Annotated in this window: 17 protein-coding genes; 6 read left to right on the top strand and 11 right to left on the bottom strand. The window is 67.9% G+C overall.

The window, feature by feature from the left end; all coding sequences use genetic code 11:
* The first annotated feature begins 277 nt into the window (after positions 1-277).
* From ACFXJL_RS31665 to ACFXJL_RS31655, 3 genes are all read left to right on the top strand, one after another.
* Complete coding sequence (locus ACFXJL_RS31665) at positions 278-3,841, top strand: type I polyketide synthase (RefSeq protein WP_384698170.1); 3,564 nt, start codon at positions 278-280, stop codon at positions 3,839-3,841.
* A gap of 45 nt (positions 3,842-3,886) precedes the next feature.
* Positions 3,887-8,302, top strand: a complete 4,416-nt coding sequence (locus ACFXJL_RS31660; protein WP_384698167.1) for a type I polyketide synthase — start codon at positions 3,887-3,889, stop codon at positions 8,300-8,302.
* A 161-nt stretch (positions 8,303-8,463) separates the two neighbouring features.
* Positions 8,464-9,453, top strand: a complete 990-nt coding sequence (locus ACFXJL_RS31655) for an alpha/beta fold hydrolase (protein ID WP_384698164.1) — start codon at positions 8,464-8,466, stop codon at positions 9,451-9,453.
* Between the two features lie 469 nt (positions 9,454-9,922).
* On the opposite strand, the gene asnB is transcribed toward ACFXJL_RS31655, so the two are convergent.
* Both asnB and ACFXJL_RS31645 read right to left on the bottom strand, forming a co-directional pair.
* Positions 9,923-11,776, bottom strand: a complete 1,854-nt coding sequence (gene asnB, locus ACFXJL_RS31650; protein WP_384698161.1) for an asparagine synthase (glutamine-hydrolyzing) — start codon at positions 11,774-11,776, stop codon at positions 9,923-9,925.
* Between the two features lie 788 nt (positions 11,777-12,564).
* The gene (locus ACFXJL_RS31645; protein ID WP_384698158.1) at positions 12,565-13,383 is read right to left on the bottom strand and encodes an SDR family NAD(P)-dependent oxidoreductase; all 819 of its coding nucleotides are present in this window, start codon (positions 13,381-13,383) and stop codon (positions 12,565-12,567) included.
* Between the two features lie 214 nt (positions 13,384-13,597).
* Between ACFXJL_RS31645 and ACFXJL_RS31640 the strand changes: the two genes are divergently transcribed.
* Positions 13,598-14,005 (top strand): winged helix-turn-helix transcriptional regulator, encoded by a 408-nt coding sequence (locus tag ACFXJL_RS31640; RefSeq protein ID WP_384698155.1) that lies wholly within the window; start codon positions 13,598-13,600, stop codon positions 14,003-14,005.
* 289 nt (positions 14,006-14,294) lie between these two features.
* On the opposite strand, the gene ACFXJL_RS31635 is transcribed toward ACFXJL_RS31640, so the two are convergent.
* A complete protein-coding gene (locus ACFXJL_RS31635) occupies positions 14,295-15,218 on the bottom strand; it encodes a helix-turn-helix transcriptional regulator (RefSeq protein ID WP_384698152.1) in 924 nt (307 codons plus the stop codon).
* A 204-nt stretch (positions 15,219-15,422) separates the two neighbouring features.
* Here ACFXJL_RS31635 and ACFXJL_RS31630 point away from each other — a divergent pair, with 204 nt between their 5' ends.
* Positions 15,423-16,397 (top strand): aldo/keto reductase, encoded by a 975-nt coding sequence (locus ACFXJL_RS31630; RefSeq protein ID WP_384698149.1) that lies wholly within the window; start codon positions 15,423-15,425, stop codon positions 16,395-16,397.
* An 87-nt stretch (positions 16,398-16,484) separates the two neighbouring features.
* Positions 16,485-16,889, top strand: coding sequence for a nuclear transport factor 2 family protein (locus tag ACFXJL_RS31625; RefSeq protein WP_384698146.1), 405 nt, complete (start codon positions 16,485-16,487; stop codon positions 16,887-16,889).
* Between the two features lie 255 nt (positions 16,890-17,144).
* On the opposite strand, the gene ACFXJL_RS31620 is transcribed toward ACFXJL_RS31625, so the two are convergent.
* From ACFXJL_RS31620 to ACFXJL_RS31585, 8 genes are all read right to left on the bottom strand, one after another.
* Complete coding sequence (locus ACFXJL_RS31620; protein ID WP_384698143.1) at positions 17,145-18,470, bottom strand: RICIN domain-containing protein; 1,326 nt, start codon at positions 18,468-18,470, stop codon at positions 17,145-17,147.
* 249 nt (positions 18,471-18,719) lie between these two features.
* Positions 18,720-19,700, bottom strand: a complete 981-nt coding sequence (locus ACFXJL_RS31615; protein WP_384698140.1) for a GNAT family N-acetyltransferase — start codon at positions 19,698-19,700, stop codon at positions 18,720-18,722.
* 40 nt (positions 19,701-19,740) lie between these two features.
* On the bottom strand, positions 19,741-21,006 hold the full coding sequence (locus tag ACFXJL_RS31610) for a YcaO-like family protein (protein ID WP_384698137.1): 1,266 nt from the start codon (positions 21,004-21,006) through the stop codon (positions 19,741-19,743).
* Between the two features lie 91 nt (positions 21,007-21,097).
* Positions 21,098-21,229 carry a hypothetical protein gene (locus ACFXJL_RS31605; RefSeq protein ID WP_384698134.1) on the bottom strand — a complete coding sequence of 44 codons (132 nt, stop codon included), beginning with the start codon at positions 21,227-21,229 and terminating at the stop codon, positions 21,098-21,100.
* Between the two features lie 342 nt (positions 21,230-21,571).
* The gene (locus ACFXJL_RS31600; protein ID WP_384698132.1) at positions 21,572-22,216 is read right to left on the bottom strand and encodes a TetR/AcrR family transcriptional regulator; all 645 of its coding nucleotides are present in this window, start codon (positions 22,214-22,216) and stop codon (positions 21,572-21,574) included.
* Positions 22,213-22,860, bottom strand: coding sequence for a DUF998 domain-containing protein (locus tag ACFXJL_RS31595; RefSeq protein ID WP_384698129.1), 648 nt, complete (start codon positions 22,858-22,860; stop codon positions 22,213-22,215). The genes ACFXJL_RS31600 and ACFXJL_RS31595 overlap by 4 nt, the downstream gene beginning before the upstream one ends.
* 478 nt (positions 22,861-23,338) lie before the next feature.
* Positions 23,339-23,638: an aldehyde dehydrogenase family protein gene (locus tag ACFXJL_RS31590; RefSeq protein WP_384698126.1), complete on the bottom strand. Its 300-nt coding sequence runs from the start codon at positions 23,636-23,638 to the stop codon at positions 23,339-23,341.
* Positions 23,639-23,672: 34 nt separating this feature from the next.
* Positions 23,673-25,175: a sensor histidine kinase gene (locus ACFXJL_RS31585; RefSeq protein ID WP_384698232.1), complete on the bottom strand. Its 1,503-nt coding sequence runs from the start codon at positions 25,173-25,175 to the stop codon at positions 23,673-23,675.
* Positions 25,176-25,177 lie beyond the last annotated feature (2 nt).

The following is a 25,177-nucleotide window of genomic DNA, read 5'->3' as shown; positions in this document are numbered from 1 at the left end:
CGGAAGAGGGGGTCGCTGTGAGGAGGCTTGCGGCGGCGGTGGTTACGGCGAGGCTGAGGTCGGTTTCACCCTGTCCCTGAAGTGCCGTTCGCTCGGGCCCGATGCTGACTGGGTGTAGCTGTCTCTGTGTTCGACGTACGTTCGGTAGTCATGGTGTTGAGCCTCCGTCATGGTGGTAGGACCGGGTCTCTGAACAATCGGGAGCTTCGGCAGGTGCATAGACCGGGCGGCAGAGGCCAACTTCTCTGTCCCGGGTTACCTCAGTGATGGGGGAGCGATGAGTGACACCACGGGCGGCGTCGAATCGGCGGGCGAGGCCGTGGCCGTGATCGGTCTGTCCTGTCGATTTCCCGGTGCATCTGACGCCGACGAGTTCTGGCGCCTGTTGAGCGTCGGCGCTGACACGGTCAGCACGGCCCCCGCCGAACGCAGGGGCGATTCTATGGACTGTGTGCGCGGCGGATTCCTCGACCATGTCGACCTGTTCGATCCCGCCTTCTTTGGAATGACCGCGCAAGAGGCCGACGCCACCGACCCTCAGCAGCGACTTGTCCTCGAAGTGGGCTGGGAGGCTATGGAGAATGCTGGCGTCCGACCGGACGGCAGCGGACGGCTGGGCGTGTTCGTGGGTGCCATGTGGGACGAGTACGCCTCCCTCGTACGAGCTGCGAGCCCCGACAGGTTCACCCGTTACACCACAGCCGGAGTCCATCGCGGTGCCATCGCCAATCGGCTGTCGTACGCCCTGGGTGCGAGCGGACCGAGTCTTGTGGTGGATACCGGTCAGTCGTCCTCGCTGGTCGCCGTCCACCTGGCCTGCACGAGCCTGCGCGGCGGTGAGTGTGAACTGGCCGTCGCTGCGGGCGTCAATCTGCTGCTGGGCCCGGAGAACTCGCGCATGTTGGCCGAGTGGGGCGGACTCTCACCTGATGGCATCTGCCGTACCTTCGACGCTCGGGCCAACGGGTTCGTACGGGGAGAGGGAGCCGCCGCACTCCTGTTGAAACCGCTCGCCGCCGCGCTCGCCGACAGCGACACCGTCTTGGCAGTCATCCTGGGGTCGGCGATGAGCCACGACAGTGAGGGAACCCTCGCCGCACCCGACGTCAATGCGCAGCGAGCTGTGCTCAACCGTGCACGCCAAGCCGCTGGAGTGACCCCCGGCGACATCCAGTACGTCGAACTCCACGGGACAGGCACCCCGGTTGGCGACCCCGTCGAGGCCGCTGCGCTCGGCGCCGAGCTGGGAGTGCTGCGTGGTGCCGACGACCCGCTCCTGGTCGGCTCCGTGAAAACCAACATCGGTCACCTCGAAGCCGCCGCCGGTGTGGCCGGCCTGGTCAAGACCGTGCTGGCGCTACGCCATCGCACCATCCCCGCGACCTTGCACCATGAGACGCCCCATCCGGACATCCCCCTCGCCGACCTCGGGCTGGATCTCCCGCTTCGGTCGCGTCTGTGGCCGCACCCCGAACGGCGTCTTGTGGCGGGCGTCAGCTCTTTCGGTATGGGCGGCGCCAACTGCCATCTGATCCTCGCGGAGGGCGACCGCAATGCGCAGCCCCGCACCACCACCGCTTCGCCGCCCGCTGTGCCCTGGGTGGTGAGCGGACACACCGAGTCTGCTCTGCGCGCCCAGGCGGACCGGCTATCCGCCCTGGTGAGCGGTACCGCCGAGCCGCACCCCGTGAACATCGGTTGGTCCCTGGCGACGGGGCGGTCCGTGCACGCACACCGAGCCGTCGTCGTCGGCAGGGACCCGCAGATTATGGCCGAAGCCCTCCGCGAGTTGCCCGGTGCGGGCCCGGCTGCTTCCTCCGACGTCCATCTGTGCCTGGTCCTCACCGGACAGGGTGGCCAGCGCCGCCGCATGGGCCGCGAACTTTACAACGCCTATCCGGCCTATGCCCGTTCCTTTGATGAGATCTGCGGTCACTTTGACCCTCTGCTGCCGCGTTCACTCGTCGATGTCATCGACTCGGGCCGCGGGCTGGACCGGACGGGTTGGGCCCAGCCCGCCATGTTCGCGGTACAAGTGGCCCTAGCCCGACTGCTGGAATTTTGGGGCGTACGGCCGGACATGGTGATCGGCCACTCCGTGGGCGAGGTCGCGGCTGCCTACTTGGCCGGCGTACTCGAACTGGGGGATGCCTGCGCCCTGGTCGCGGCACGCGCACAGCTGATGGACGCCCTTCCCGCCGGAGGCGCTATGGTCGCCGTTGAGGCATCTGCGGACGAGGTCGCGAGCCTCCTTCGGGGCCGACGGAACGCAGTCGTCGCCGCCGTCAACGGACCGACCTCCGTCGTCGTCTCCGGGGCGGAGAGCGCTGTTGCGCAGACGGTGAGCGAACTACGAGGCCGAGGTCGACGCACCACGCGGCTCAGCGTCAGCCACGCGTTCCACTCACCGCTGATGGACCCGATACTGGCCGGCTTTCGGGAGGCTGTGGCGCAGTTGTCGTTCCACCCGCTACAGATTCCCATGATCTCCACCGTGACCGGGACGCAGGTCACCGCAGAGGACATCGGATCGCCGCAGTACTGGGTGCGCAATGTGCGACAACCGGTGCGCTTCGCCGACTCCGTACAGCACAGCAACGCGACCGCATTCCTGGAGATCGGCCCGACAGCCGCACTCACCGGTGCCGTCGCCGAGACCCGCCCGGACGCCCTGGCCCTGCCCGCTCTGCGGACGGACCGGCCAGAAACACAGCAGTTGCTGACAGCGGTTGGACAACTCTTCAGCCACGGTTGCGAGGTCAACTGGCAAAGGACGTTCGACGGCTGCGGAGCCCACCGGGTCCCCCTGCCCGGGTACGCCTTTCAACGGACCCGGCACTGGCTCGACATTCGGCGCGAGAGCGAGCCCGCACGAGAGCCGGGCCGGGTAGAGACCCTCCGGCAGCGCCTCGCCACCGACCCCGAGCCCATCGCAGCCCTCCTCGCTCTGGTCACTCGCCAGGTCGAACACGTCCTCGGCGTGGACAGTGCCGACATCGATCCGGAGGCAGCCTTTCGGGACCTCGGCCTTGACTCAGTGGCCTCCGTCGAATTGCGCAACGCCCTGCTGGCCGGCACTGGACTTCCCCTCCGCACCGGCTTGGTATTCGACCACCCCACCCCCCGTGCCCTGGCAACCCATCTCCACAGCCTGCTCTTCGCGGGGGCCACCCCCACGCGGGGCGACGTCCGGCGCGCGGCCGAGGACGACCCGGTGGTCATCGTCGGCCTTGCCTGCCGGTTTCCCGGCGATGTGTCCTCTGCCAACGAACTATGGGATCTTGTCGCCCACGGCCGAGACGCCATCTCAGCCTTCCCCACCGATCGTGGCTGGGGGCCTGCTCCCGTGGGACGCGGCGGATTCCTCGCCGACGCCGCCTCCTTCGACGCCGGCTTCTTCGGCATCTCCCCGCGCGAAGCGTTGGCGATGGACCCGCAGCAGCGGCTGCTGCTGGAGACAACGTGGGAGGCGTTCGAACACGCCGGAATCGACCCCACATCCCTACGCGGCAGCGACACCGGCGTCTATATCGGCGCCACCGCTGAGGAGTACGGGCCCCGCCGCCACCAAGCTCCCGAGCACCTGAGCGGCTTCCTCCTCACCGGAAGCTCGCCCAGTGTCATGTCCGGCCGTATCGCTTACACCTTCGGTTTCGCAGGACCTGCGTTGACGGTGGACACCGCGTGCTCGTCGTCACTGGTGGCGCTGCACGTGGCGGCGGGTGCCGTGCGTGCAGGGGAGTGCGGGTTGAGTGTGGTCGGTGGAGTGACGGTGATGTCCTCGCCAGGGATGTTCGTCGAGTTCTCGCGTCAGCGGGGGCTCGCTGCGGACGGGCGGTGAAAGGCGTTCGCCGAGGCGGCGGACGGTACGGGGTGGTCGGAAGGAGTGGGCGTCCTGCTGGTGGAACGGTTGTCGCAAGCGCGGCGACTCGGCCATCGGGTGTGGGGAGTGCTGCGTGGTTCGGCGGTGAATCAGGATGGTGCTTCCAATGGGTTGACGGCGCCGAGTGGGCTTGCTCAGGAGCGGGTGATTGGGCGGGCGTTGGCGGGTGCGGGTCTGTCCGTGGTGGATGTGGATGTGGTGGAGGCGCACGGTACGGGGACTCGGTTGGGGGATCCGATCGAGGCTGGGGCGCTGTTGGCGACGTATGGCCAGGGCCGGGATCCTGACCGTCCGTTGTGGATCGGCTCGGTGAAGTCCAATATCGGCCACACTCAGCATGCGGCGGGTATGGCCGGTGTGATCAAGATGGTGATGGCGATGCGGCACGGACTGCTGCCGAAGACGTTGCACCTTGACGCACCCACTCCACATGTCGACTGGGAATCCGGTGCGGTCCGCCTCCTCACCGAGGCCCGGGAGTGGGCACCGGGCGACCGGTCCCGGCGTGCGGCGGTCTCTTCCTTTGGGATCAGCGGAACCAACGCCCATGTCATCGTGGAGGAGGCACCCAGGCCCGGCGACCTCTCAATGCCGCCGGATCAAGCCGAGGCGTCGCCTGGGCCGACGAGCGCTGCGGGCCCCACCCGCCCGCCCGCCCCCGTCGTACCGTGGGTCCTCTCCGCGCGCAGCGCCGCCGCCCTGCGCGAGCAGGCGAAGCGACTCGCCGCCTGGCCGGCCCAGGACATCACCGACACCGCCTGGTCACTGCTGACAACCCGCGCCGACTTCGACCACCGGGCTGTGGTGGTAGGGGCCAGCCACCCCGAACTCGTCGCGGGCCTCACCCACCTGGCTGAAGGCTCAGCCCAGGCCATCGCCGACACCGCGACCGCCCGGCCCGGCAAGCCCGTGTTCGTCTTCCCGGGCCAAGGTTCGCAGTGGATCGGCATGGGCAGCGAACTCCTACTGGATTCGGCGGCCTTCGCCACGTCGATGACCGAATGCGACCGGCTCCTGCGCGAACTGACCGGTTGGTCGGTGCTCGACGTGATGACCCTTGCCCCGGGCGCACCGCCGCTGGAACGGGTCGACGTTGTCCAGCCCACACTGTTCGCGATCATGGTGTCCCTCACGGCTGCCTGGCGTGCCATGGGAGTGACACCTGCCGCGGTGATCGGCCACTCCCAGGGCGAGATCGCCGCCGCCTGCGTGGCGGGCGCCCTGTCCCTGCCGGACGCGGCACGGGTGGTCGTCCTGCGCAGCCGCGCACTGACCGAACTGGCCGGAATCGGCGGCATGATGTCCGTGGCACTGTCCCGAGCCGGCGTCGAGCCATGGCTTGCCCGGTACGGCAACGCCCTCTCCGTCGCAGCGGTCAACAGCCCGCGGTCCGTCGTGGTCTCCGGTACCGCCACCGCACTGGACGACCTGCACACTGTGCTGAGCGGCGAGGGCGTACGCATGCACCGTATCCCCGTTGACTACGCCTCACACTCCGCCCACGTCACTCCGATCCGCCGGCGTCTGTTGGCCGAACTGTCCGACATCTCCCCCCGGCCCGCCACCACACCCCTGTGGTCGACGGTAACCGGGGAGTGGCTGGACACCAGTCGGATGGACGCCGCCTACTGGTACGAGAATCTGCGCCGCACCGTGCGCTTTGCCGAGGGCACCGCCGCCCTCTTCTCCGCCGGGCACCGCGCCTTCGTAGAAGTGAGCCCGCACCCCGTACTGAACACCAGCATCACCGAGACCGTCGAGGACCACGACACCGGCCACACCGTTGTCGTCGGATCACTCCAGCGCGACCGCGGCGGCCTGCGCCAACTGCTCACCCAGGCAGCCATCCTGTACGTGCACGGCCTCCCCATCGACTGGACCTCCTTGTTCGAACACCCCCGCCCGGTGGCACCCCTGCCGACCTACGCCTTCCAGCGCTCCCGCTACTGGCTCCCCGCCCGCGACCCCACGGGCGACATCACCTCGGCCGGACTCGGGCCGGCCGGCCACCAACTGCTCGGCGCCACTGTGGACCTGCCGAACGGCAGCCTGGTCCTCACCGGTCGACTCACCCTGGGCCACAACGCCTGGCTCGCCGACCACGTCGTGCTGGACACCCTGCTCCTCCCGGGCACCGGACTGGTGGAACTGGTCACCGCCGCGGGCGACCGGGTGGGCTGCAACCACATCGAGGACCTCACCCTGACCGCACCGCTGATCCTGTCGCCCAGCAGTGCCGTACAGATCCAGGTCGCCGTCGGCCCTGCCGACGAGCACGGCCGGCGGGAGGTGACCGTCCACGCACGGCCCGAAACGCGCGACGAAACGGAACGCGAGTGGACCCATCACGCGACCGGCGTGATCACCGCCGCCACCACCAAACCCGCCCCGCTCGGACCCTGGCCACCCGAGAACGCCACCGAAGTGGAACTCGAAGGAGCCTACGCCCGCCTCGCGGACCTCGGACACACCTACGGACCACACTTCCAGTGCCTGCGCAAAGTGTGGCGGCACGGAAACGAACTCTTCGCCGAGGTCGCCCTCAACAAGGAACAAGCCGTGGAGGCAGCCCGCTTCGTCCTGCACCCGGCACTCTTCGACGCAGCCCTGCAACCCTTGCTGCACAGCGTCACCGAGGACGCAAGACCCGGCATGATGCCGTTCGCCTGGAGCGGCATCGAAATCCACGCCGCCGGTGCCACCCGCCTCCGGGTCCGTATCACCCGCAGCGGCCCGGACTCCGCCACCCTCGCACTCGCCGACGCGGACGGCAACCCCGTCGCCACAGTAAGCACCCTGTCCTGGCGCGAGACCAGCCCACAAACACTGCACCGCACACCACGCCAATCCGGCACCCTGTTCACTCTCGACTGGTGCGAAATCTCCGCCACAACACCCACGGCCATCGCCCCAACCCTGCTCGCCGCGCACGAGTTGACCACCGCCTTCCCGGACAGCACCGCCCACCCCGACCTGCAAGCGCTGATCCGATCCCTGGACGAAGGAGCCCCCGCACCCGGCCTTGCCCTCACCCACCTGCCACACGGCGACGGAGACCCCCTGACCTCGGTACACAACGCGGTGGTCGGCACGGCCGCACTGCTCACCGCCTGGCTCGCCGACGAACGGCTGGCCGACAGCCCACTCGTCGTCGTGACCAACGGCGCTGTCGACGGCACGAGCCTCGCCGCGGCCAGCGCCTCGGGCGTCGTACGTGCGGCCATCGCCGAACACCCCGAACGCTTCCGGCTTATCGACACGGACAGCGCCGAAGGGGTACGGGCCGCGCAGACCCGGGTGACACAGGGCACCGTCCGTGTACCCCGGCTCGTCCGCCGACCTGCGACCACCGCCCGACGTACCCCCTTCGACACCAACGGCATGGTCCTACTCACCGGTGCCACCGGAACCCTCGGCGCCCTCCTCGCCCGGCACCTAGTGCGTCACCACGGTGTACGACACCTCCTGCTGGCTAGCAGGTCCGGCCCCGCCGCACCCGGTGCCGACCACTTGAGGGACGACTTGACCGCTCTCGGCGCCGAAGTCGCCCTCGTGGCCTGCAACGTCGGAGACCGCCAAGCGCTGGCCGCACTTCTGGCCGGGGTACCCGCCTCACGTCCGCTGCGCGCCGTCGTGCACACTGCGGGCATCCTCGACGACAGCGTCCTCACCGAGCTGACACCGGACCGATTCTCCGCCGTCCTGCGTCCCAAAGCCGACGCCGCCTGGCACCTGCACGAACTCACCCATGATCTCGACCTCACCGCGTTCGTCCTCTACTCCTCGGCGGCCGCGACCCTCGGCGGAGCCGGTCAGGCGAACTACGCAGCCGCCAACGCCTTCATCGACGCCCTCGCAGTACACCGGGCCCGACTCGGTCTGCCCGTCACCGCCCTCGCCTGGGGGCTCTGGGCAGCGGGCAGCACCATGACGGAAGGGCTCACCGACAACGATCGGGAGCGCCTGGCCAGGACGGGTATGCGCTCCCTCAGTGACGCCGAAGGACTCGCCCTCTTCGACACCGCCGTAAGCGAGGGCCATACATGGGCCCTGGCCACCCGGCTCGCTCCACCCACATCGTCCGGCCCCGGCGCCGAACCACCGTCACCCTTGCGTGCCCTGGTCCACCCCCGCGTGCACCGGAGTACCGCCGGAACGAAACCCGGCGCCACACTGGGCAGACAGCTCGCCGCGCTCGCTCCCGCTGACCGGACCCGCGCGCTGTTCGACCTGGTGCGCTCTCAAGTCGCCGAAGTACTGGGACACCACGGCACCTCGGCCATCGAACCCGACCGGCCATTCACCGAACTCGGCTTCGACTCCCTGACCGCCGTCGAACTGCGGACCGCATCAGAAGCACGACCGGCCTGCGCCCCTCGGCCACACTCGCCTTCGACCACCCCACCGTGGCCGCACTAGCCGCCCACCTCGCCGATGAACTCAGCAGCCTCATCCCGGAGGCCCGCCCCCCTACCCCGTCAGCGGTGTCTGATGGCCATTCCCTTGCGAACGACACCGACGGCCTCTCCCGCGTCGTGCACACTGAACACCTACCCCATGCCGGCGCGGAGGGTACTGCCGTGCCTGGCCCCGACACGGACCACGCCGACACCGCCCCAGTGCCCACGCCCCGACCCTCGGCCTCCCGCGACGACGAAGTGCCGCGGACACGAACCGATCGCCCGATCACCCATCTCACCGCGCATACCGCCGAGCAGCCCAGCCCTTACGACCTCCCGCACGGACCGCTGGTGACGCTCTTTCGGGAGGCCGGAACGACCGGCAAGGTGAACGAGGTACTACGGCTGCTCGCCGCTGCCGCCGATCTGCGCGACCCACCTGCCGGGGCGTCACCCACGCCCCGCCGGACCTTCTTCGCTGACGGACCCGTGGGTCCCGCGCTGGTGTGCTTCCCCTCGCTCATTGCTCCCGCACACGCCTACCAGTACGCCCGCTTCGCCACCGCCTTCCGAGAGCGGCGAGGGCTGTTAGTCCTGGCCCCGTCCGGCTACACCTGCGGCGAGCCGCTCCCCGCCACCCTGCGGGAGTTCATCGACTGCCAGGTAACCGCACTTCGCGACAGCTACCTCGGCGACCGGCCACCCGTCTTGGTCGGCCATTCCTCGGGCGGGTGGGTTGCCCATGCCATCGCCGAGGCCCTGGCACAGCAGGGAACCCCGCCCACCGGGGTGGTGCTGCTCGACACCTTTCTTCCGGACAGCCCGGAACTCAGTGCTCTCCAGACAGGGCTGTTCGCGACCCTGGCCGAAACAGCCGGGATCGCCGAACTGACCACCGAGAGCGCCCTGTCCGCCATGGGACGCCACCACACCCTGTTCCGCAACTGGCGCCCCGGTGCAACGGTTGGCCCCACCTTGCTGGTCAGAGCAACAGACGCGCTGAACACGATCACACCGAACGCGGCCGTTCCCGAACTATCTTGGCCCACTCGCCACGAAGCGATCAACGTCCCGGGTAATCACCTGACCATGATGAGCACGTTCGGCCCCACGACAGGACGTTCCGTGGAGTCCTGGCTCTCCGGCCAAGGGCCGGAACAACAGTCCTGATCGCTGATCCCCCCACCGGAACTCGCCGAGGTCAGCAGCTTGCCCGCTCACATTCCGATCGGGTCACGGCCCCGGCAGTGCCTCACGTACGGTACGCACCTCCGTGTTGTGACGCGGCAGTGCGTACCGACCCGTGCAGACGCTCGGCCCCCGTTGTGATCCCCCGCCCCCTGGGATGCACCGTCGGTTGCCGAGCGCGTCCACAGGCGAAGTCCAGGGTCTGTTCGTCCCACATCTGGACGAGGCCCCAGCAGACTGCCGCAAAACTGGACGGTCGGCGCCTTCTCTCCCATCGGCCGGCGAGAAGCCGTCCGGTGCGGTGATGAACGGGCCCGTGCGGGTTCTGGGCCGGCCGTCCCCGCTGAGAAGTCGGAGCAGCCCGCGAGTGCACTGCTCCGACTCCGGGCGCTCCTCATCCCACAGGAGGTCTCACCGAGATGTCACACGGATCCCGGATCTCCCAGGGGCCCTACAAATCGAGCGTCACCGCGTACGTGGAAAGCCACGAGTTGAGGTTGAGTGCCAATTCCAGCCCGGTGCGGCGCTGCTGGGAACTGATATAGCCCACATCGGAGGCGAGTAGTCGCAGCGCCGCCGGCCGGTCGATCAGCGGTAGGACCGGCGAGTCCTTGTCTGCCAATACCTCACCCAGAGCCGCACGGAGCCTCCGCTCGTACACGGGATCCTGGGTAGTGGGGTAGGGGCTCTTGACCCGGCGAACTACGGACTCGGGTAGATGATCGGCGGTGGCCGCCCGCAGCAGGCTCTTCTCCTGACCATCGAAAGCCTTCATCTCCCAAGGGACGTTAAAGAGGTAGTCAACAAGCCGGTGGTCGCAGAACGGCACCCGCACTTCCAAACCCACCGCCATGCTCATGCGATCCTTTCGGTCCAGCAGGGTCTGGACGAAGCGGGTGAGATGGACGTGACTGACCCGCCGCATCTGCCGATCCACAACACTCTCACCCGGCAGTACAGGCACTTCGCGCATGGCCTGGGAGAAGCTATCGCGCAGAAAATCGTCCAAGCCGAGCCTCTGGATCAGCCCCGGGGCAAGCAGGGACCTGCCGTCAAAGAACGCGCGGCTGGCTGAGGCCAGCCACGGGAAGCCCTCACCCCGAACCGCCTCCGAGTCGAAGAACCAGCGGTACCCGCCGAAAATCTCGTCCGCCGCCTCCCCGGACAGAGCGACCGTGGACTGATGTCGAACCGACTGGAACAGCCGGTAGAGAGAGGGCCACATATCCCCCCAGTAGGTGGGCGGCAGATCCACCGCGCGCAAGACCTTCGCCCGCAGCTCAGGATCGGCCATCTCCGCACTGTCCAACAGGATCTCCTGATGGTTCGCGCCCACATGCTGCACCATGTCGCGGACGAAGGGCGCGTCCGCGGTGCCCCGCAGATAGTCGGCCACATGCTCACGGCCGTGGGTGTCGAAGTCCACGGAGAACGACCGAACAGGCTCGTCGCCCCGCGCAGCTAGACCCTTGGCGGCGAGTGCGGTGATCACGGATGAGTCCAGTCCGCCCGAGAGCAGGGTGCACAGAGGCACATCGGATACCAATTGCCGCTCGACGATGTCCTGCAACAACTCCCGCACCGTGCCAATGGTGGTGGGCAGGTCGTCGATGTGCTCCCGGGCCTCCAGGGACCAGTATCGGCGCTTGGTCAAACCTCGCCGGGTGACCCGGACCACCTGGCCAGGCCGTACCTCGTACATACCTGCGAAGACCCCCTGTTCGGGGGTTTTGACCAACTCCAGGATCTCCCTCAGCCCGTCGGCCGTGACCCGACGTGGCACGTCGGGGTGGGCCAGGATCGCCTTGGGCTCCGACCCGAAGAGGACCCCCGACGCGGTGGGAAAGTAGTACAGCGGCTTGACGCCCATTCGATCACGAACGAGGAGCAGTTCTTCATCGCGGGAGTCCCAGACGGCGAAGGCGAACATGCCGTTGAGACGTTCGGCTACGCCCTCGCCCCACTCCAACCAGCCGTGCAGCACGACTTCGGTGTCGCTACGGGTCCTGAAGGCATGGCCGCGGCTCTCCAACTCGACCCGTAGCTCACGGAAGTTGTACACCTCGCCGCTGTAGGTGAGGCAGGCGATCTCCCGCCCGTCCGCCGCCCTGGCGGTCATTGGTTGCCTGCCGCCCTTGAGGTCGATGACGGATAGCCTACGATGCCCCAGGGATGCGTGCCGGCCCGTCCAGATACCTTCCGCGTCCGGTCCACGGCACGCCATGGTGCCGGTCATGACGGCTGTGATCCGCCGCTCGTGCCACAGATCCCGCTCGAAATCCACCCATCCGGTGATGCCGCACATAGCTGACTCCCTGAGTCGTGTCGGTGTGAGACCTTCGCGAAACTGTCGCGCTGAGCGTGGCGCTACCGCCCCATCGGGCCTGGCTGTGATGTGAAGAACCGTCGAGCGATGGGCCAAAATGCCGACCTGATGTCGCAGGCCGCATCGCGAACCCCCTCGATCACCCGGCCAGAGAACCCCTCAGAACCACGATCGGTCTGCGTACTCGATGGGCGCCGACTTCTACTGCAACAACGTAGCGTCGTCGCGCGTTCGCCATAAGGGTCGGATGGCATCAAAGGGTTGCTATGTGTGACATGCCATGAGTTCCTCTGCGCCCCGCTGAGTCCTCGCCCCGTGGCCAGGGCCTGCTGTCTCCTTGGGGTGTTTTTCGAGCCGCTGACGCAACTTCAGGATTCTCGAAGCGTTCTCACTCCGTTCGATCGAACTGTGATCGGGCTGAAGGCGACGAGGCTCGGGTTGACGCTGGCAGCCGTACGCGATCCGCGCGAGTTCCGCGATCCGGTCTCGGTGGAGGAACTGGAGCTGTTCTAGTCCAACGTGAACTCGTAGGGCACCTTCCGACTCGACATGGACAAGCGCCTCGACCTAGGGCTCGCAGTGCCCCGCCCTCGCACCCCGGCAGACGCCGCCGACCGATCGAACACGCAGACACGATGGAGGGGCCGCCGCCCTCAACGATCCCCGGATGAACAAGGCCGCCTGGCGGGCGCACGCCCTGCTGCGGGCCAGGCGGCCTCTTGGTGGTGGTGCCCCCTTGCCATGTTCCTACCGGGTGGCACCTGTACTCATGCGCCAGTGAGCTCTCGCGAAACGGCCATAAGCCGCTGTATCTCGGGCGATTCCACTTCGATACGAGTCTGCCCCTCGAAGGCGCCGGGCTTTCCCCAGTACAGGGCGCCGACCCAGTCATCGCGCAAGGCGGCCTCGATGACGTTGTGAGCCGACTTCTCCACGCTGCCGGAGAACAGTGCGGCGACAACCGTTCCTGTCGCCCGCATCAGGCGTGACTGCATACGCAGCAGGTCGGTCTTCACCACACCCGCATTGATCACGCCCGCTCTGATTGTCGGCTCGGTGCTGGTGAGGTGTGCGGCGTAATAGTGATTGGCCAGCTGGATCGGTTTCCTCGCCTTGAGGAAGTCGTAGGGTCGGAAGTCGGGGAAGTTCTCGAAGCTTGTCTTGGTCGTAGGCGGAATGTGGGCCGTCATCATCAAGACCCTGCCGTTTTCGCCGCGTCGGAGCGCGGGCATCAGAAGCTGAGTGAGGTGGTAGCGGCTCAGATAGTTCACCGCGAAGACCTGGTGCAGGCCGTCTGCGGTTCGCAGGTCCTCGGACGTCATCACGCCAGTCGTGTGTACCAGGGCATCGAAGTGATCACACTCCTGCAAGACGCGCTGCGCGGCGTTGCGAACTCCGGCGTGGGTGGAAAGATCCACCGCGTGGAAGGAAGCGTGGCCGGCGGCGTCTTTGAAGGAGGCCAGGGCCTCGTTGCCTTTGCGCTGGTCACGCCCCAGGATGACAACGCGGTGGCCCTGCCGGGCGAGTTCGGCGGCGACGTGTCGGCCGATGCCGCTGTTACCCCCGGCGACCAGGATGGACTTCATGAGCGGGAACCTCCTCGTGTAGCTGCCTTCGATACGGCTGGCAGCAGGACAAAGCCGCGGAACGGGACGGCGGGCTCGCAGACACGGACCGCCGCCCGACGGACACGGACTCCCGTCCGGCGCCGGTTACGATTTGTTCGTATGCCCATGATTAGTCACCGGGCGGGGTCACACAAAAGGCACATCCGTGTGCCTACGGCACACAGGAGGAACGATGGCCGGACAGGAGGATGCCGCAGCGGAATCCGTGGCACGGACGGACTATGCGGAGATGTGCCTACAGACGGAAGACGGCCGCGCGGTCCGCGACCTTCTGGACCTTGTCGGCGACAAGTGGTCGCTGCTGATCATCGGCACGCTCAGCTCAGGACGACTGCGCTTCAGCGAATTGCTGCGAGGTATCCCCGGTGTGTCCCAGCGGATGCTCACCTTGAAGCTCCGCAGCCTCGAACGCGATGGACTGGTCTCTCGTACCGTGCATGCCGAGGTGCCCCCGCGTGTGGAGTACGACCTCACCGCCATGGGGCGCACACTGATCGAGCCCGCCGTCGCCTTGGCGACGTGGGCGATGAACCACCAACCTGAGACCGCCGCGGCCCGCCAAGCTTTTGACCAGCAGTAGATGTGACCGGGCACTCAGACGCCCCGTCCACTGCCGACCCTGAAGCATGGGATGCCACGCTCCCGGAGGTCGGGGTGTTGACATGGACCCGCACCGCCCGACCGTTTCCTAGGCGGTCGCTCATGAAACACCCGCCCGCTCGGCAGTCCACCTGCGGCGATCAAGTTTCATGAGTTGTCGCAGACGACGAAACAGTCAGCGCTGGTGGGAGACGACTTCAAGTGCGTGGAATCGCATGACTGCCCGATGTTCATCTGCGCCGCCCCCGCAGGCTCCCACAGGGGCAAGCTCAGAGCTCAGGCTTGTTCCCGGGGTTCCGGCCGCGTGGGGCTGCTGTCGAATTGTCGTTTCGTTGGTTGTCGGCATCCCAGCTGACCAGGAGGCGGAGGGCGTCGGCTTCGGGGGTGCCGGGCCGGGGGGTGTAGACGCTGATGATCTGGTTGGAGGCGGCGTCGATGCGGAGCGTCTCGTAGGGCAGTGTGATCTCGCCGATGAGCGGGTGCCGGAAGGTCTTGCTGCCAGCCCGCGCGGCTCGCACGTCGTTGGTCGCCCAGCGCTTCCGGAACTCCGCGCTAAGGGTGGCGAGTTGCCCGATCAGCTCGGCCAGGTCGGGGTCGTCGGGGTGGAGACCCGCCTCGATGCGCAGCGTCGCCACGGTGTCGGCGGTGATCCGATCCCACGCGGGGAACAGTTCCCGGGCCCTGGACTCGTTGAGAAACAGGAAGCGGGCGCTGTTTGGCCGTCCGGGAAGGTCGAACACCGGTGCGAGGAGCGTGCGTCCGAGTGTGTTGGCCGCGAGAATGTCCAACCGGCCGTTGAAGACCACCGCGGGTAGGTGGTCCATGGAGTCCAGGAGCACCCGGATTCCGGGATTGACGGAGTCTTTCAGTGCACTGCGGCGCCGCTTGCGGGACGCGGGCGTCAGCGCGGCAAGTAACCGGTCCAGGTGGGCGCGTTCGTCGTCGTCCAGACGCAGGACGTCGGCGACAGCGTCGACGACTTGTGCGGAGGGCCCGGTCGCCTGGCCGCGTTCGAGGCGGACGTAGTACTCGGGGCTGACGCCGGCGAGCAGCGCGACCTCTTCCCTGCGCAGGCCTTTGACCCGGCGGCGGGTGCTCTGAGTGGGAAGGCCCGCGTCGGTGGGAGCGATCCGGGCGCGCCGGGTGGTGAGGAAGTCGCGAACCGCTGCCCGCGCGGACTCTTTCTCGTCCATGGCATCGAGGATAGACCCGGCCCACTTGCCGTAGGGGGTCCCTGTGAGTACCCCCCTTTCGTAGTGCCTGTCGAGGGTGTGGTGGACCGGTGTTGTCTGGGTGTCGACGAGATCGGGAGCACCGCCGGTTGCCGCGGACGCGGGATGGCTGCCTCTTTCCGATGCTCGTTCCTTCGACACTCTCGACGAGAAATGAGTTCTGCGATGCAGCACGCCATGTTGGGGACCCGGCAGGTTTCCCGGATCGGTCTGGGCACCATGTCGATGGCCGGCACCCTCCTGATCGGCGGTGGCTTGGACGATGCCGAGTCTGTCCGTGCGATCCACCGTGCGCTCGACCTCGGAGTCACCCACATCGACACCGCGGAGAGCTACGGCCCATTCCATAGCGAGGAGATCGTCGGGCAGGCGCTGGAAGGCCGGCGCGACCGGGCCGTCATCGCCACGAAGTTCGGCATCCTGTCCCACGGCAGGGACGTCCTGTTCGACAGCAGCCCGGCCAACATCCGCACCGCAGTCGAGGGTTCCCTCAAGCGCTTGCGTACCGACCGGATCGACCTCTACTACCAGCACCGGGTCGATCAGAGCACCCCCATTGAGGACACCATCGGCACCGTGGCCGAACTGATTGCCGAAGGCAAGGTCCTGCACATCGGCCTGTCCGAGGCCTCGCCGGACACGATCCGCCGCGCACACGCCGTACACCCGATCGCCGCACTGCAGACCGAGTACTCGCTGTGGACGCGTGACGTCGAGACCGAGCTGCTGCCTCTACTGCGCGAGCTGGGTATCGGCCTGGTCCCCTACGCGCCGCTCGGGCACGGGTTCCTGACCGGCCAGATCCACACGCCGGAGGAGATCCCCGAGGGGGACTGGCGAAAAACCAATCCGCGGTTCATCGGCGAGGCCTTCCAGCAGAACCTGCGGCTCGTGGAGGAGGTAGGTGCCATTGCGGGCGAGGCCGGTGCGACCCCGGCCCAGATCGCGCTGGCCTGGCTAGTGGCCCAGGGCGCGGACATCGCCGCGATCCCCGGCAGCCGGCGCGTCGCTCGCATCGAGGAGAACACCGCAGCCGACGGCCTCGTTCTGACCGCCTGCCAGTTGCAGCGGCTTGACAGCCTCACTCCGGCCACAGGCGCCCGGCACGACGACTTCAACGAGTCCACGATCGACCGCTGAACCCGTCACCCGTGTGGGTCCCGCAATCCGAACACCCAACCAGCCGAGGTTCTCGACGCCCGAGAGCCTTCGCCCCAGGAGAACACCATGTCTGCAGCCACGTCACCAATCGAGCGGAACCGCGCGGTCGTCGAAGCCATGTTCGCTGCGGCGAACAAGGGCGACATTGAGGGAGTCCTCTCCCACCTGTCCGACGACATCGCGGTCATCGAACCGCTGTTCCTGCCCTTCGGGAAGGCATACCACGGCAAGGACGAATTCCTCTCCCTCGCCCAGGTCTTGCGGCAATACCTCGACATCTCCTCGATCACGGTGCACTACACCGTCGCTGACGGCGACCGCGTCGCCGCCTGCGTCGGCATCACGGACCTCGCGACCGGAGAACCGACCCGGTTCATCGAGCAATTCACCGTCAAGAACGGCAAGATCGTCGAGAACCGGCTCTTCTACCACGACGCCGGCACCCTGGTCGACAAGCCCAAGGTCGTCTAGCGCACATGAACTCTCCGGTCGTCTCCCTCCGATGCTCCTAACCCCGCCCGGGGCCCTCGGACCGGCGCTCCCTTCCTCGGCTGTGAGACAGCGATGGCCCCGCCCACCTCCGGTAACGGCCCCTCGCTGCCCACGCGCGCTCCTCAGCCCGGCGGCACCTTACGCCGAAGTAGGCGAGCGGCAGCGGACTTGGGTGCGTAGACCAAAGGGAGACCGGCCCGGTCCATGGAGCCGGGCCGGTCGGGTGCGCGGTGGTCAGTCGGCGGCAACCGTCGGGTGGAGGTAGAAGGTTTCGTTGGAGATCGGTACGGGACCGATCTGGTCGGGCCATTGGACGACCCAGGCGCCGTCGCCGGTCTCGCCCCCGTTGATGTTGGCGAACAGGCCGGTGGAGTTGTTGCGCAGCATGGTCAGGTTCGGCCGGGTGGGGACGGGGTGCTCCAGGGTCCAGTTCTGGGTGTCGCGCTGGGGGCCGCCAGGGCCGGGCTGGCCCTCCCTGCCGTGGCACGTCCAGATGTTGAGCCAGTCGCCCCGGGTGGAGGCCTGCCCCCGGTTGACGTCGAGGCACTTGCCGCTGTCGGAACTGACGATGCGGTAGAGGGGGTCGCCGTCCGCTGCGGTGTAGCCGTTGGGCACCAGGCGCCACCTCTGGTTCACGGCGCCGTTGTCGTGGTACTGGACGACGTGCGTGCCGTCGCTGTCGCTGCCGTTGAAGACGTCGAGGTTGCGGCGGCTATTCTGCGCGTGCACGGTCAGCTCGCGCGGCTCGGCCTGGGCCCGCATCGAGCCGAAGTGAACCGGCCAGTGGTCGCTGCCCCGGTTGATGCCGCGGGTGGCCTGCCAGTTGTCCGTGCGCACGTTGGAGACCATGTAGTCAAGCTCGCTGCCCCCTTGGTGGGTGGCGAGCCCGGAGTTGTACACGTAACTGCCGACCGGCAGGCGGAACGGGGGCAGTGTGGAGGGGTCCCGGTTGTAGTCGCCCAGCACGGCCCAGTTCCTGACGCCGTAGTACGCGGCTTCGCGCTCGGCATTGGTGAGCAGTTGTGGGACATCGAAGCCGCTGCCCGATGCGGCGTGCAGGGAGGCAAAGAGCACGTCGTCCGTCTGCCTTACCACGCCGAGCGCGTTGCGGTACTGGCCGCGGATCTGGAAGACGCGTTCCGGCCGGAAGCTGGTGACGATGCCGACGTTGCGCGAATCCATGCCGAGGACGTATAGATAACGCCAGTCTCCACGGCCGACGTCCCACCGGTACTCGTCGATGCCATTGATCCGCCCCATGTATATGGACCCGGCGGGCTGCGTGTTGGGCACCTCCTGGAGTGCGACCACGCTGTTGTCCCGTGCCAGGACACGCACGCCTTGCCACCGGTCGCTGCCGACCTGCATGTTCCACGTGGCGACTCGGTGCGTGTCCGGATTCGCCGCGTGCGCCGTGCCGCCGCCTGCCACCAGGAAGGTGCTGAACATCAGCGCGGTCGCCAGTACGGCGCCCAAGCGGCGCAGGACCCTGCGGCGGCCCGCACGTTCCCTTGCCGCGCCGGGTAACACCCGTTCCCGCTTGGGACGTCTGGATCTCATCAGTTCTCCCGGAAGGGCTCGACGTGATGGATGCCCGGACTCGGACTACCCCTTCTCAGCGTACGGCGGCCTGCCGGATCTGGGCAGCGACCTCGGCGGGCCGCGAGACGCAGACGGAGTGGCTGGCGGGGCACCCGACAGGGCGTCAATGCACGGGCAGCTCTCTGGCCATGCAGAGGTACTCACCCCACCCCCGGGGTCGACGAAATCGACGCGTCCGGACGAGGTGGGGACTGTGGCGACCTGGCCTCATGCTGCGGTCTCGTCGGGCCCCGCCTGGCCATTTTCCGAGGAGAGCGGCCGTGATGATGATGCGAAGGGCATGACATGGGTGGTCCAGGTCTGGAATCGTCGCAGCCCCATGCGGTCGTAGAAGCCTCCGGCCGCCATGGGGTTCATCGAGTCGACGTCCGCAATGGCCCGCCGGTAGCCCTGCGCTTTTGCCTGGGTGAGGGTGTGGGTGAAGACAGCGCGGTACAGACCCTTGCCCTGCAGCGCCGGCTGTGTACCGGCATTGGCGAGGTAGAGCTCGCGCTCGGTGGCCCTGTCCTCCAGCTCGGTGCACAGCAGATAGCAGAGAATCTCCTGACGGCACTCCGAGAGGAGGAGGAATGAGGACTCGGGCCTGAAGTAGGGGCTCGCGGTGATGGTGTGGCGCCACGTCCGCGCCGTCATCGGGACGCTGCCCCAGTGATCGGCGAAGATCGTGTTGCGGGCTGCCAGCAGCTTCGCGTCGAAGGCGGCGTCGTACGGAACGATTGTGGTGCCATCCTGCATCACCGGTGCGCCGATGGGCCGGTGGTCGTCCAGATCCAACGCTAAGCCCCAGTGACTGCGCTCGCGCCGGTACCCCGAGGTGTCCAATGCCTCGGCGAGCCAGGCCTGGCCGTGGTGGGTACGCACGTGAAGCTCCAACGGGGCATCGCCGTACAGTTCGCGGTGGCGTCGGGCACCGGTGCCCCGGCACCAGTCGAGGAGTTGGCGGATCACCGGCGCAGTACGGTGCGCGGGGTGCATCGCGATGTCGAGGACCAACTGGTGCGTCGGAGCGACGTGTTCCTGGACGTGCGCGGTCGCGCAGGCCACCAGCTCGCCGCCTGACCACACGGATGTGGTGCCTCCGTTCAGGTCGACGCCTGGGGCACGCAGGTCCTCGCGGATGCCTTCCGCGCCACGGAGAGTTGCTCCGATCCCGTCGGCCGCTTCGCAAACGGCGAGCAGCGCCGCCACCTGGGGTGCGTCGGCAAGGGTGAGCGGGCGCCACCGTGCTTCAGCCACGGTTGCGGGCCGCCATTCCGCGGTCGCCGGGTACGACGACCTGCCCGTCGGTGACGAGCATGAACCGCTCCAGTCCCGGCACGAGCACGTTGACGACGGCGAGGTCCGCGGTGACGTAGTGGTCACGTTGGTAGACGGACAGACCATGGCTCCGCAGGACGGCCAGGAGTCGGTCGAGGTGCCCCTGGGGCGTGTCCGGAGGCATTGTGTCCTCGTACGCCCTGAGCCGGGCCGACGGCAGAGCGGATGTGAAGTCCGACAGATAGCAGGCGTGCAGCGTCGGATACGGACCGGTGTCGTCTCGCTGCTCGGGCAACAGATGCGCGTACTGGTCACGCAGGCCGATCGTGCTGTGGAGCTGGACGAGTTCAGTGACAGCGCGAGAAATGGCGTACCGGCGCGACAGCGAGGCTCCCCACCCGCAGATCCGGGCCGGCTGCCCCTGCGGTGCGGGCAGGTAGGCCGAGTACGCCGGGACGCCGAGGTCGGTGGTCATGTCGATCAGGTGGACCTGACGGCCCGTGTGCGCCGTGGCGAAGGCGAGGAGCGCGGCCACGTCATCCGGCAGTGTCGCCGGGTCCACGACGGTGAGGCGTTCGGGCCGCTCGCGGAGAAACTGGCCGATCAGCAGCAGGGAGAGCGCGTCCCGCTCGATCAGCTCGTTGATCGCGTGTACGGCGGCCTCCACCGGGTCGGCGCCGGCGGCCCAGCCGTTGTTGACCGAGTAGCGGCCGATCCCGCGGTAGTCGTAGGTGTCACCGGCGTCCCGGCGAGCCCGCGTTCCCGCCGCCCCCAGGTATTCGGGCATGGACAGGAAAAGGGGGATGTACGTGTCCGGTTCGCCGACGAGCGACCGGTACGGCAGGCAGCCAAGCGGCTGGTCCGGGGCCCGTCCCAGGAGCTGGACGGCGATGTCGCGGGCCAGTGGGCCCTCGGCGAGGGCATGCCCGCGTACCAGCAAGATCTCTGCCGGGTCCAGCCCTTCCACGCCGCAGAGGTAGTGTTCCAGCGCCTCGAACAGAGCGCCTGTCCGGGCTTCGTCCCGACTGCCTTTGCCCAAGCCGAGCCCGGTACGGAGGTCCTCGCCGCCGCGGCGCAGGATGCAGCGCCAGGTGCCTGGGCTGCCGTCGAGAATAGGCTCCAAGTCTGCCTCCACCAACAGGTCGGTAGCAGCGGACTGCGCGCGGTCGAAGGCATCGGACAGCGAAAGGCTGCGCTCTCCCGACTGAGGGGCTGCGGTGTACGCGGAGGTGGTCACGGCCGGTCCCGTCTGCTGGGCGGCTACGGGCCGTAGCGGACCGACTCCCGCCACGGCCCGCGGACCGCGAATCAACTGGCTGCGGACCGCGTCAGTTTTCGTCGCCCGACTCGGCTACATTGCTCTGGCCCTTGTCAGCGAGTTCGGCGAGGGTTTGCTCCTCAGCCGGCGACAGCACTACCTCGTCCGGATGGAATTTGACGCGATCCTGGAATCCGCCCATGAGTACAACCTCCTGAGACTGAGGAACCGGCCGCATGGCCAGCGGCCGCGATCCGGGACACGGGCCCCGATCGGGTCGGCGCCCAGTCACTCAGCATGGTGGGCAACCGTCATGGTGTGAATATGGCACCTTTGTGCGGCCGACCGGCCCGTGTCGGTGAGGCATGCAGGGCTGGAGGTGGTTGACCACCACGCCGGCCTTGTGCGGGGCTGCTCGACCTTCTCGGTGGATGCGTCCGTCCCTCGACAGCATCCGGATGACGTCCTAGGCGCGGACGGCCCTGGTGTGGATGGAGCCGACGATCCGCAGGATGTCGCGTCCAGGGATCGGGCGCGGCAGCAGTCAGGCGTGCTTGGCCCAGACTGCTTGTCGCATCTGTTCGTCGGTCATTGCCTCGGTCCGCTCCACCGGGTCACCTTCGAGCCCGAAGCCGGTGAGCAGTACCTCCGCGTAACGGCGCCAGTTGCCGGGGGAGAATTTCTCGGTTCGGTCGGCGACGGTCCCGAGCATGTAGAGGACGTTGTACGCATCGGAGCTGGTGAAGTCCGTTCGTACGGCCCCGGCTGCCACCGCCCGTTCTACAAGCCCGTCCACATGGCGGCCGAGTTCGTCCCGCATTTCTGCGATCTCGTGCTGATCGAGGCTTGCGTGCTCGATGATCACTTCGAGGGCGGGGTCTTCGGCCCGACGCGTGGCCGCTGTCAGCAGGTAGTGCCGCAGCGCGGGGCCCGCGCCAGGCTGTTGTTCCGCGTCCATCGCCAGTCGCAGGAAGGCGGTGAACCGCTCGGTGTACAGAGCGTCGATCAACGCTTGCAGGTCCGGGAACCGACGGTAGACGGTGCCGACGCCCAGCCCCGCTTCCCGCGCGATCTCGTTGAGGGTCACGGTGGTGCCCCGCTCAGCCAGCATGCGGCCGGCGGTCGCGAGGATCAGCTGACGGTTACGTTCCGCGTCCGCGCGCAGCGGGCGGTGGGTCTCCGAGGTCATGCCGGGACATTTTCCAGCATCGAGGGCTGCCGGACACGGCGGGCGAGCAGGAGCACACCGGTGACGGTGCCCCACAGCAGCCACGAGTAGACGCTGTCCCGTTCGAAGATCCCCGCAGTGCTCTCGGACACCCCGACAAGGGCGATACTGGCGATGCCGAGCACACCGACCGCTACGCTGAAAACGCGGTAGCCGGTGGGCAGTTGCAGACTCTTGAGCGCACCGGCCAGGATCGCTACGGTGTTGGCGCAGAGAATGCCTACGCCCGCGCCTCCGATGTGCAGGACAAGTCCGAGGCTCGGGCCGTCAGGGGAACCGTGGAACAGGCTGACTGCGGCCATCCCGACGCCGTGCGCGACGGCGAGCGACATCACCACGCGGCGGGCATGTCCGCTGAGTAACCGGGCGAGCAGCACCACGCCGATCGCGAACAGCACACCCTCCACCATGAACGAGGTGTTCATCAGGGTATGCCTCGGCGAACACAGCTCACGCCCCTGGAATTGAGTGCCGCAGTCGGGTACGCCCAGGTCGCTGATGTAGTTCGTCGCATAGTTGTACAGCGGGCTCCTCCAGGCGCTGGCGGTGATGGCCTCAGCGATCACCCACTGCGCGGTGTTGACGATCAGCACGACCGCGGCCACGGAGGGCCAAGTCCTGCGTGGCATGGGAACTCCCGTTTGCAGGGGTCGAGTTAGGTCTCCAGTCAAGCACAACTGGATAGATCTATCCAGTTGTGGGTGGCTGTTCGCTTGTCGCACAGGGGTCGCCCCTGGTAGGGCGGACCAATGGCGAGGGGCGCCTTCGACCCCCGAACCATTCTGAGTCTCTCGCCACGCTGGGTCTGGCTTGGTGTAGGGAGCCTGCTGCGATGCGGTCTGCCTTCTGGTGCTGATCAGCGCGCAGTCCCTGGAGCGGAGCGGCCTCCTGGTCCCGGGCGTGATCACCGGCCCTCCCGGCGTGGCGTCCTGGTTCACGAGGGCTCTTGTGCGGGGGAGCCGCTGGATACTGTGGCGCCGGGCATCGTGGCGTCCGATGAAGTCCCGTCAGATACGCCTCGCAGGCTCATGTGGTCCTGACCGCGTTCCACGGGACGATGGCCGCCACGACGCGCGCCGGCCTCTACTCGATGCGGGCGCTGACGCCCGACACGCCGGTACGCAGCTTGGTCAGCTCCGTCTCGTCCGCCAGCGAGGTGTAGTAGCGCAACAGGCCCGGCATGGTTAGGGCCCCGCCGCGGCTCTGCCCGACCGTCAGGCCAGTCTCGGCGATCAGTACCTCGGTGACCGGATCGGTGGCTATCTCCAGCTCCCGGGCGAATCTCGTCAGAATCTCGGCCCGCTCCAGGAGGGGCAGCCGAGGCCAGGGGCCCGAGCCGAACGCGGTACGGGCCCCCGAGCCTGGGGGGGGTACAGACATCATGCCGGGGACGGGGCGAAGGATACGACCCGATGAGTCACGCGGACCTGTCGGCCTGCTCCCGCACTCCGCCCCCGCCGCCGACCAGGGACCCTGCGCACTGCGCGCCGCGTTGCAGTGGCAGCCGAACCGTGAACACCGTCTCGCCGGGGACGCTCGTCAGTTCGATGGTGCCGCCGTGGGCACGGATCAGGGAGTCCGCGACCGACAGGCCCAGGCCGCTGCCACCGCGATCGCGAGTGCGGGCTTTGTCCACACGGTAGAAGCGGTCGAAGACGCGTGCGCGGTCGGTGGGCGGGATGCCCGGGCCGGTGTCGGCCACCGTCATCAGGGCCTCGGCGCCTGTCATCGCGACGGAGATCGACACCTCGGTGCCCGGTGGGGTGTGCACGGCCGCGTTGGCCAGCAGGTTGTCCAGTACTTGGCGCAGGCGTTGCGTGTCTACCGCCGAACACACTGCGGCCGGTCCGGTCATCATCCGCAGTGGATGCCCGGGGTGGCTCGCCCGGAATGCGTCCGCAGCCTGTTGGACCAGCTCCATCAGGTTCGTCTCCACCAGCCGCAGCGGGATCTCCGCCTCGGACGCGTCCAGTCGGGCGAGGAGCAGCAGATCGTCCAGGAGGAAGCCCATCCGGGCCGCCTCTGCACGTAGCCGGGACAGATGATTGTCGCGTTCTTCCGGTGCGTTCGCCGCCGCGTACTGGAACAGGTCCGCATAGCCGCGTACCGACATCAGCGGGGTGCGTAGTTCGTGCGAGGCGTCCGCGACGAACCGGCGCAGCCGCTGCTCGGCCTCCGCGCGCACCGCCAGCGAGTCGTCGATGTGCTCCAGCATGGTGTTGAACGCCGTGCGCAGTTCCTCCATCTCCGGCCCCCCGCCCCGAGGGTCGGCGCGCAGGGGCAGCCGGGCCGCCGACTCGGTCAGATCGTGCGAGGTGATGCTGTGCGCGGTGCGCGCCATGTCGCTCAGCGGCTTCAGACCGCGCCGCAGCGTTCGCCGACCGAACACCACGAGAGCCAGCAGTGCCAGTGCGAAAGCGATCACCTGGACCGTGATCAGCTGGGTGACGGTGTTCTCGATGTCGGTTGTCGGTGCTGCCGTCACCAGTACCACCCCGGGCTTCACCTCGCAGGCCCGCAGCCGATAGGTGCCCTCCTGGCCGAGAGGCCGGGTGTCGAAGATGTCGTTGGCCCGGGAGTGGGCCAGCCGCTCGGCGAGCGAGGCGAACGCCGTGCTCTCCTTGGGCAGCGCGGCCGGCTGCCGCAGCCGCGGCTCAGCCTCGGAGACGTCGTACACCGCCTGGTACCAGCCCATGTACGTCTCCCGCTGAACCGCGCCGTGCTCGATGGCGTCCTTCGCCTGGACCACCTGAGCCGACCTCATCCGATCGCTGAGCTGCCGCTCCAGATAGTCGTGCATATACGTGGTCAGCACGGTGCCGACCACCGCGAACACCGTCAGCGACAGCACTCCGAGGCCGAGCGCCAGCCGGGTGCCCAGACGCAGCCTGCCGTAGGTGTGCCGCAGCCCGCTCAGCACCC

Source organism: Streptomyces sp. NPDC059256 (assembly GCF_042753785.1).
GTDB lineage: Bacteria > Actinomycetota > Actinomycetes > Streptomycetales > Streptomycetaceae > Streptomyces.
This window is presented reverse-complemented; position numbering and strand designations above follow the sequence as displayed.